This is a genomic window from Kitasatospora sp. NPDC057198, assembly GCF_042670125.1.
Taxonomy (GTDB): Bacteria; Actinomycetota; Actinomycetes; order Streptomycetales; family Streptomycetaceae; genus Kitasatospora.
Genome location: NZ_JBHUWH010000340.1, coordinates 1 through 8,737, shown reverse-complemented (window position 1 = coordinate 8,737; position 8,737 = coordinate 1). Strand labels below are relative to the sequence as shown.

The window sequence follows — 8,737 nt, the reverse complement described above, 5'->3', positions numbered from 1 at the left end:
GCACGAAGGCGAGGGCTCGATGATGGGCGGCGGACGAGCGACGGGCGGCAGAGGACCGGCGGACGGCGGACGGACCGGCGGGGGCGGGGGCGCCTGGTGGAGGCGCTGGCGCGACCGGCCCGCGCCGTCGTCCGCGTCCGCACCCGGCGCCGGGCCGGCGAAGCGGCCCGACCAGCCGTTCCTGCACCGGCGCGGGCCGCTGCCCGCCGCCGTCCGGTGGCTGGTCCTGCTGGCCGGGCTGGTGCTGACCGTGGTGTTCGCGGTCGGACTGGCCCGGATGACGCTGGTGCCGCAGCCCGGCGCACGGAACCTGGTGCACCCCAACTTCCACCTCGGCGCCTCGCTCCGGGGCTACCTGGAACAGCCCGCCGTCCGGGCCGCGGCCCAGCAGGTCGGCGGGAACGTCCTGCTGGGCATGCCGTTCGGCGTGCTGCTGCCGGTGCTGTTCCCCCGGCTGCGCGGCGTCCTGGCCGTGACGGCGCTGACCGCACTGGTGATGGTCACGGTCGAGGCGGCGCAGGGCCTCCTGGTGGAGGGCCGGGCCTTCGACGTGGACGACGTGCTGCTCAACACCCTCGGCGCCCTGCTCGCCCACCTCCTGCTGGGCCGCCGGATCGGCCGCGCCCTGTACGAACGGCCCTGAGCCGCCCGGACGTCCGGTGCCGGGCGGCCCGCACCCGCCCGGGTGTCCGGCGGCGAGCCGTCCGCCCCCGCGGGGAGGTTCAGCGGTGGGCGGCCCAGACCTGGCGCTGGGTGCGCACCGCGAGGTCCTCGCGCAGGGCGACACTGCCGGGGCCGTCGGCGTCCAGCAGGCGGTCCAGGGCGGCGAGGTCGGCAGGGTCGAGGTGCTCGGCGGCTGCGGTGCGGATCCGGCGCAGGGTGGCCAGGGCGTAGCGTCCGACCGAGGGGTGCTCGGTGGCGTCGATGTCGACCTCGACAGTGCGTTCGCCGGTGACGGTGAGCCCGGCGGCGGTCAGCAGCGGGCCCCAGTCGGCGCCGCGGTGCGGGACGTGCTCGGCGTGCAGGCGGTCGGTCGCGGCGTGGCAGCGCTCCTCCAGGCCGGGGCGGTCGGCGGGGGCGTCGGCGGGCAGGAAGCGCGGGAAGCCGGCCAGCTCGACCAGGGCGAACAGGCCGCCCCCGCGCAGTAGTTCGCGCACCTGGACGAGGGCCCGGCCGGGGTCGGCCATGTGGTGCATCGAGGCGGAGGCCCACACCAGGTCGGGGGTGCCGAGGTCGGGCCAGTCGGCGGCGTCCAGGTCGGCCTGCACGGTGCTGATCCGGTCGTCCAGACCCAGCGCGGCGGCCTTCTCGCGCAGGCGCAGCAGGTGTCCGGGCGAGGCGTCGACGGCGGTGACCCGGGCGGCGGGGAAGCGGCGCAGCAGCGCGAAGGTGCCGGCGCCGGTCCCGGCGCCGAGGTCGACGATCTGCTGCGGCTCGGCGTCCAGCGGCAGCCAGTCGGTGATCGCGGCGAGGTGCCCGGCCAGCACCTCGGCGTCCAGGTCGAGGACCTCGGCCTGCTCGGCGTCGTCCCCGCCCGAATGCGGATGCGGGTGCGGGTGCTGCTGGTGCTCGGCGTGTCCGTGGGCGGGGGTGTGCGGGTGGCTCATGGGGCCACCGTACGGCCGTCATGCGCGTACGGCACGCGTCCTCCCGGAACACGCAAGACCTTGCCATTGCCGCATGCCGCAGGCGCAAGTCGGACCGGGCCGGGCGGGGCCGAACCGGGCCGGGCCGGGCCGGACGGGGCCGGGCCGTCAGCGGTCGCGCGGGCCCGGGTCGGGCAGGTGGCCGCGGCGGGCGTCCCGGTCGAAGATGCCGAGGACCTCGCACGGGCCGCCCTCGGCCCCGAGGGCGTGCGGCATCATGGTGGGGAACTCGGCGGCCTGGTGGGTGGTGAGCCGGATCCGGCGGTGGCCGAGCATCAGGACCGCGGTGCCGGAGAGCACCACCAGCCACTCCCGTCCGGGGTGGGCGCGCATCCGGGCCGGGTTGTCGGGCGGCGGCCCGGTCACCCGCTGGCGCACCACGCTGATCCCCGGGTCGCCCTTGACCGGCCAGCGCATGGTGCCGTGCCGGGCGTCCACCGTCGGGCTGATCACCACGTCCTCGGTGGCGGTCTCCACCAGCTGGTCCAGCGTGGTGTCCAGGGCCTTCGCCAGGGTGACGAGCTGGTCGAGCGCGAGGCGGCGCTGCCCGTTCTCGATCCGGCTCAGCGAGGACTGGCTCAGCCCGGCCCGGACCGCCAGCTCCTCCAGCGACCAGCCCTGCGCGAGCCGCAGCGCCCGGATCCGCTTGCGGACCAGCCCGTCCAGATCACCGGCGTCCTCCGTCATACCCGGCATCGTAGGGGGTGTCAGAGCAGGTCGGGCCCCGCGTGCTGGAGGACGCGGTCGACGTCGACCAGGCAGGGCACGACCTTCTGGTGGAGGTCGCCGAGCCGGTTCCGGACGTACCGGACGGTCACCCGGACGTAGGCGTCCCGGATCACCGCGAGGGCGGGCTCGGTGAACCGGGCGAGCAGGCTGCGCTACTCCCCGGCGACGACGGCGTTGGGGGCCACCGAGGTGAGGCGGTAGTCCGTGCCGGAACGCAGCCCGCGCGCGGCCGCGGCGGCGATGACCGCGTCCCGGGTGGTCCATCCGGTGCTGCCGCCCGCCCCGGCCCCGCGGGGGAAGCGGGATCGACGGAACCGGCGGGATCAGCGGGATCGACGGGATCGGCCGCGGTGGCGCTCTGCACGTCGAGCAGCTGCCAGGACCACGGCCGGGGCCGCCGGTCCGGCTCGGACAGGTTCTGCCGCACCATGGTGTGCACGAACAGCAGGACGGACACCACCGCCAGGCAGTTGAGCACCCAGGTGACGAACGGATCGCGCCGCACCACTCGTTGCCGCAGGTCCATGCGTTTCCCCCCGCTCCCCCGGACGCACCGGATTCGAACACCCGGCGCATCTCGAGCGCCCTCCCGATCGCCCGCCGCGGAAGGGGGCGGTCCCCGGAACGGGCCCGTCCGCTACCCGTGGTCGTAGACGGTGACGGGCACGCCCCGGTCGGTGAGGCGGGCGGTGATCAGGGGTTCGACGCGTTCCCACTTTCCGCCGGCCAGGCCGCAGCCGATCCGGGGCATGTGGACGGAGGCGCCGAGCCGGCGGGCCTCGGGGGCGAGCTTGGCGAGGGCCGCGTCGATCGCCTCGTAGCGGACGGGGACGCCGGTGGAGCGGCCGGTGCGGATGCCGCGCTGGCCGACCAGGTTGGCGACCCACAACTGCGGCCCGACCTGGACGAGTTGCAGGGCGCCGAGGCCGAAGTCGTTGCCGGCCCGCTCGCGGTGCCAGCGGCGGAAGGCGGCTTCGGGTTCGGGCCAGCGGCGGGAGAGGGCGAGGACGAAGCCCTTGCCCCAGCCGCCGAGGTCGTTGCAGACATGGGCGATAATCCGCGGGCCCTTGCCCTGGGGCGCGGTGGCGTCGCCGCGCAGGTAGGTGATCGTTCCGGCCATGTCCGGCATCCTGGCAGCCGCCGCCGACAGCGCGCGGGGCAGCGTGTCCGGCGCCGGGGACGTGCCCTCCGCGGGCGGGGCCGCGCTGCCGCCGTCGAAGCGGCCGGACGGAGTGCGGACGGTGCCGTACAGGTGGGTGCCGTGCAGATGGGCGCCGTCACCGGACCGGCTGCTCTTGCGGGCGTGCGCGCTCCAGCGGGATCGGGGTGAACATCGGCGGTTCCTGCTCGGGCACGAGCGCGGTCGGGCCGTAGATCCAGTCGGTGAACGCGTAGTCGTCGACGGCCCGTTCGCGCATGATGGCGTTGCGCTGGAGCCGGGCCTCGCCGTCCAGGTGCCACAGTTCGCCCCAGGACCGGGCGGTGGTCTGGACGCGCCGGCAGTGCTCGACCCGGACGGCCTGGTAGGCGGCCAGCGCGTCGTCCCAGCGCGGCGGTTCGCCCTCGGCGTGCAGCCGGGCGTAGTGCTCGGCGAGCACCCAGCCGTCCTCGATCGCCATGATCGCGCCCTGCGCCATGTACTGCAGCGGCGGGTGCGCGGCGTCGCCGAGCAGCGCGATCCGGCCGTGCACCCAGGTCTCCACCGGGTCCCGGTCCATCATCTGCCACCAGCGGTCGCGCCACATCAGCGGGATGCCGGAGCGGACGGTGTCGCAGGTCGCGCCGAACGCGGCGTCCAGTTCGTCGGGGGTGCCCCAGTCCGCCTCGCCCGCCTTGGCCCCGGGCGACTCGAAGACGGCGACCTGGTTGAACATCTCGCCGCCGCGCAGCGCGTACTGCACGAAGTGGCAGCGCGGGCCGACGTACACGGTGACGTCGTGCTCGGCGATCCCGTTCTCCCGGACCTGCTCGATCGGGACGGCGGCCCGGTAGGCGACGTAGTCGGAGCTGACCACCTCGTCGCCGACCAGCTTGCGCCGCGCCACCGAGTGCAGCCCGTCGGCGGCGATCACCAACGGGGCCCGCTCGACGCCGCCGTCCTCCAGCAGCACCCGGGCGCCGTCGCCGTCCTGCTGATAGTCGACCACCGTCCGGTCGGTCAGCAGCTCGACCCCGGCCCGCCGGCAGGCGCGCAGGAAGATGCCGTGCAGGTCGCTGCGGTGGATCACCAGGTACGGGTGGCCGTACCGGCGTTCGAGATCGCGCAGGTCGAGGCGGGTCAGCTCGCGGGCGTCCAGCGCGTCCCGCATCACCATGCCGTCGGGCACCACGCCCAGTTCGCGGGCCTCGTCCAGCAGGCCGTAGTCGGCGAGGATCCGGGTGCAGTTGGGCGCGATCTGCAGCCCCGCCCCGACCTCCCCGAACTCCTTCGCCCGCTCCAGCACGCGCACGCCCAGGCCCTTGCGGGCCAGCGCGAACGCGGCCGCGAGACCGCCGATGCCGCCGCCGACGACGAGCACGTCCGGGGTGGAGGGAGGGTTCATGAGTGCGCTTCTTTCGACATCACGGAAGGGAGGACCGGGGCCGGGAGGGCGGGGGCAGGGAGGGCAGAGGCCCGGCGGACGGGGGCCGGGCGGTCAGAGCCAGGGGCCGAGGTGCGGGGCGCCCTCGATGTGCTGACGACCCGTCAGATAGGCGGCGATCAGCGGCAATTCGGCCGTCACGGTCGTGCTCTCGCCCCCGCCCGGCAGGTACCAGCGGGCGCTGTCGTCCGGGGTGCGCAGGGTGAGGGCCGGGCCGGGCGCGGCCGACCGCTTGGCGAGGACGTCCTCGCAGAGGGCGGCCAGGAAGCCGTCCGGGAGGTCGGCGAAGGTGACGCCGGCCGCCAGGTCGACCGCGTGGACGCAGGCTTCGCGGGCACGCATCCAGGGGAGTTCGGTGGCGGGGACGGTGCGGCCCTGGGCGGTGGTGACGGGGGCCCGCCACTGTTCGGGGGTGAGGGCGTCCAGGCCGGCGGTCAGTCGCTCGGCGGATTCCCGTACCCGGGCGGTGAGTTCGGCGGCAGGCAGAGTGCGCCCGCGTTCGATGCCGGCCAGCCGTTCCGCCGCGGAGGCGTACATCGGGGTGGGTTCGCCGGTCGCGGCCCAGTGGACGAGATTGCCGAGCGCGTCGGCGTTGGCGGCCAGGTGGGCGGCGAGGTGGGCGCGGCTCCAGCCGGGGAGCGGGCCGGGGGCGGCGTACTCGGCGGGGCCGAAGGTCTCGGCGGCGGCCAGGAAGAGCCGGGTGCCGTGGGCCGCCCAGTCCCGGGCGTCCGCCAGGGTGCGGCCGCTCATTCGGCGCCGTCCCGCACGACGCGGTTCTCCAGCCGGCCGATGCCCTGGACCTCGGTGACGACCGTCTCGCCGCCGCGCAGGTAGCGGGCGGGCTTGCGGGCGTGGCCGACGCCGCCGGGGGTGCCGGTGGCGATCAGGTCGCCGGGGTTGAGCCGGACGACGGTGGAGACGTACTCGACCAGGGTGACGGGGTCGAACAGCAGGTCGCCGGTGTTGTCGGACTGCATGGTCTCGCCGTCGACGGTGAGCGTGACGTCGAGCGCGGGGCGGACGCCGCCGGGCAGTTCGTCGGGGGTGACCAGGAACGGGCCGACGGGGGTGGTGGAGTCCCAGGTCTTGCCCTGGAGCCACTCGCGGGTCCTGAACTGCCAGTCGCGGCAGGTGATGTCGTTGAGGACGGTGAACCCGGCGATGGCGGCCTCGGCCTGCCCGCCGCGGGCGCGGCGCACCGGCTTGCCGATGACGACGGCGAGTTCGACCTCCCAGTCGAACTCCCCGGTCTCCTCGGGGCGCAGGATGTCGTCCCCGGCGCCGATCAGCGAGTCGGCGAACTTGGCGAACAGGGTGGGGTGTTCGGGCAGGTCGCGGCCCATCTCCTGGATGTGGTTGCGGTAGTTGAGGCCGACGCACACCACCTTGGAGGGCTTGGGCACCACGGGCGCGAACTCGGCGCCCGCGAGCGGGTGGGTGGTGCCGGTCGCGGCGGCGGCGATCCCCGCCCAGTCCTCCTCCGCGAGCAGCGCGCCGAGGTCGGGGTACCCGAGGTCGGTCAGGGTGTCGCCGTCGAGCCGGACGGCCCGGGTGGTGCCGCCGGTGCGGAGGGTGGCGAGCTTCATCGGGTGGTTCCTTCCAGGTGGGTGCGCTGCAGGTGCAGGGCTTCGAAGATCGGGGCGTCGCCGAACCGGAACAGGTCGAGCGCGCCGGAGTCGGAGTCGGTGGCGCCCGCCTCGGAGCGGACCGAGAGCAGCTGCCAGGACGGGACGGTGAACAGGTCGCCGCGGCCGACCGTCCAGGTCCGTTCGCCGACGGTGACGGTGCCGGAGCCGTCGAAGACCTGGTAGACGGAGGAGCCGGTCTCCCGGACGGGCGCGGTCTCGGCGCCGCGGGCGATCCGGTGCATCTCGGCCCGGATGGTGGGCAGCACGTCGCCGGCGGTGGCCGGGTCGGTGAACCGGACGGCGGCGTGGCCGGGTTCGACGGTGCCGCCGAAGCCCTCGGCCTCCAGGGCGAGCTGGTCGGCCAGGGCGCGGTCGGTGTGCTCCCAGCGGTAGGCGAGCAGCGGGCTGCCGGGGCCGGAGCCGCCGGGGCCGCCGGGGCCGCCGGGGCCGCCGGGGCCGGGACGGGCGGCGGAGACCGGGCGCAGCCCGGGGTGGCCCCAGAGGCGTTCGGCCCGGGAGCGGTCGGGGGTGGTGCGTTCGGCGGCGGAGATCTCGTCCCGGCCGAACTCGAAGAACTGGGTCTCGCCGGTGTACTGGAACGGGATGTCGAGGCCGTCGATCCAGGCCATCGGCTCGCTGGTGGCGTTGTGGTGGGCGTGCCAGTTCCAGCCGGCCTGCGGGAGGAAGTCGCCGCGGCGCATGGCGACCGGGTCCCGGCCGACCACCGTCCACACGCCCTCGCCCTCGACGACGAAGCGGAAGGCGTGCTGGGTGTGCCGGTGCTCGGGGGCGTCCTCGCCGGGCATCAGGTACTGGATGGCGGCCCACAGGGTGGGGGTGGCGAACGGGCGGCCGCCGAGCCCGGGGTTGGCCAGCGCGACGGCCCGGCGTTCGCCGCCGCGTCCGACCGGCACCAGTTCGCCCGCGCGGGCGGCGAGTTCGCGCAGCTGCTGCCAGCGCCACAGGTGCGCGGCAGCCTGCGAGCGGGGGTGGGCGGGCATCAGGTCGCCGATCTCGGTCCACAGCGGGACGAGCAGCTCCTGTTCGAAGCCCCGGTAGAGCTCGTGGAGCGCCGGGGTGACCTCGGGCTGCCCGTCCGCGGCGACGGCCTGGAGCCGGACCGGGGAGCCCGTTGCGGTGTCTGGGGCGGTGGTGGACTCGATCACGGGCTCAGCGTGCCTCGTCCCGCCCAGGAGAACATGTAGATTCTTCAGAGCAGAACAGCCGTCGAGGGGCCGTAGGAGGCCGCGCCGTGGACAAGCCGCTGAAGACCCCGCCGCCGTACCCGATCGCCAGCGTGGACCACGCGCTGCGGGCCGCGACCATGCTGCAGATGGAGGGCGGGGCGACGGTCTCGCAGGTTGCCGAGCGGCTGGGGGTGGCCCGCTCCACGGCGCACCGGATCCTGGGGATGCTGGTCTACCGGGACTTCGCGGTGCAGGGCGACGACCGGGTCTACCGGGCCGGGCCGGTGCTGGAGCTGGCCGCGCACTCGCGCTCGCTGGTCTCCCGGCTGCGCCCGGCGGCGCTGCCGCACCTGCGCCGGGCGGTGGACGTGCTGGACGAGACGGTGAACCTGATCGTCCGGGCCGGGGACACCGCCCGGTTCATCGCCAGCGTGGAGTCCGCGCAGACCCTGCGGGTGGGCTCGCGCGAGGGCATGGTCTTCCCGGCGCACCGCACCACCGCCGGGCTGCTGCTGCTCGCCGAACTGACCGGGGAGCAACTGGAGGAGGTCTACGCGCCCGAGCGCTACCGGGACCGGCCCGGCGAGCGGCCGGACCTGCCGCGGCTGCGGGCCGAGCTGGCGAAGCTGCGGCGCGGCGGGTTCGCGGTCAACCGGGAGCGCTCCGAACGCGGCCTGACCGCCGTCGGGGTGCTGGTGCGGGACGCGGCGGGCGCGGCGGTGGCCGGGCTGTCGGTGTCGATGCCGAGCGTGCGCTACGACCCGCACCGGCTGCAGTCGCTGGTGGCGGTGCTGGAGACGGCGGCCCGCGCGCTGGAGGAGGACCTCGCCGAGCAGCTCTGACCCCGCCCCGCTCCCGGCCGACCGCTCCCCCGCCGGCCGCTCCCCCGCGGACCGCCGGACTTCACCGCCCACCGCACGACGAGAGCCGGGGCACCCCTTCCGCGGGGGCGCCCCGGCTCGAAG

10 protein-coding genes are annotated in these 8,737 nt (G+C 75.5%); 2 read left to right on the top strand and 8 right to left on the bottom strand.

Going from position 1 to position 8,737, the window contains the following annotated elements; genetic code table 11:
- Positions 1 to 643, top strand: a 643-nt coding sequence (locus ACFUEL_RS29185; RefSeq protein WP_380239766.1) for a VanZ family protein, incomplete at its 5' end; no start/stop codon positions are given.
- 79 nt (positions 644 to 722) lie between these two features.
- On the opposite strand, the gene ACFUEL_RS29180 is transcribed toward ACFUEL_RS29185, so the two are convergent.
- The 8 genes from ACFUEL_RS29180 to ACFUEL_RS29145 all read right to left on the bottom strand — a co-directional run bounded on the left by ACFUEL_RS29180 (position 723) and on the right by ACFUEL_RS29145 (position 7,751).
- On the bottom strand, positions 723 to 1,607 hold the full coding sequence (locus tag ACFUEL_RS29180) for a class I SAM-dependent methyltransferase (RefSeq protein ID WP_380239765.1): 885 nt from the start codon (positions 1,605 to 1,607) through the stop codon (positions 723 to 725).
- Positions 1,608 to 1,754: 147 nt separating this feature from the next.
- Complete coding sequence (locus tag ACFUEL_RS29175) at positions 1,755 to 2,333, bottom strand: helix-turn-helix domain-containing protein (RefSeq protein ID WP_380239764.1); 579 nt, start codon at positions 2,331 to 2,333, stop codon at positions 1,755 to 1,757.
- Between the two features lie 20 nt (positions 2,334 to 2,353).
- Positions 2,354 to 2,488 (bottom strand): hypothetical protein, encoded by a 135-nt coding sequence (locus ACFUEL_RS29170; protein ID WP_380239763.1) that lies wholly within the window; start codon positions 2,486 to 2,488, stop codon positions 2,354 to 2,356.
- A 524-nt stretch (positions 2,489 to 3,012) separates the two neighbouring features.
- Positions 3,013 to 3,495: a macro domain-containing protein gene (locus ACFUEL_RS29165; protein WP_380239762.1), complete on the bottom strand. Its 483-nt coding sequence runs from the start codon at positions 3,493 to 3,495 to the stop codon at positions 3,013 to 3,015.
- 157 nt (positions 3,496 to 3,652) lie between these two features.
- A complete protein-coding gene (locus tag ACFUEL_RS29160) occupies positions 3,653 to 4,918 on the bottom strand; it encodes an FAD-dependent monooxygenase (RefSeq protein WP_380239761.1) in 1,266 nt (421 codons plus the stop codon).
- Positions 4,919 to 5,011: 93 nt separating this feature from the next.
- Entirely contained in the window at positions 5,012 to 5,707 is a 696-nt protein-coding gene (locus ACFUEL_RS29155; protein ID WP_380239760.1) for a maleylpyruvate isomerase family mycothiol-dependent enzyme, read from the bottom strand.
- Entirely contained in the window at positions 5,704 to 6,543 is an 840-nt protein-coding gene (locus ACFUEL_RS29150) for a fumarylacetoacetate hydrolase family protein (protein WP_380239759.1), read from the bottom strand. Before ACFUEL_RS29150 ends, ACFUEL_RS29155 begins: the two co-directional genes overlap by 4 nt.
- A complete protein-coding gene (locus ACFUEL_RS29145) occupies positions 6,540 to 7,751 on the bottom strand; it encodes a cupin domain-containing protein (RefSeq protein WP_380239758.1) in 1,212 nt (403 codons plus the stop codon). Before ACFUEL_RS29145 ends, ACFUEL_RS29150 begins: the two co-directional genes overlap by 4 nt.
- 86 nt (positions 7,752 to 7,837) lie before the next feature.
- Here ACFUEL_RS29145 and ACFUEL_RS29140 point away from each other — a divergent pair, with 86 nt between their 5' ends.
- On the top strand, positions 7,838 to 8,614 hold the full coding sequence (locus ACFUEL_RS29140; protein WP_380239757.1) for an IclR family transcriptional regulator: 777 nt from the start codon (positions 7,838 to 7,840) through the stop codon (positions 8,612 to 8,614).
- Positions 8,615 to 8,737 lie beyond the last annotated feature (123 nt).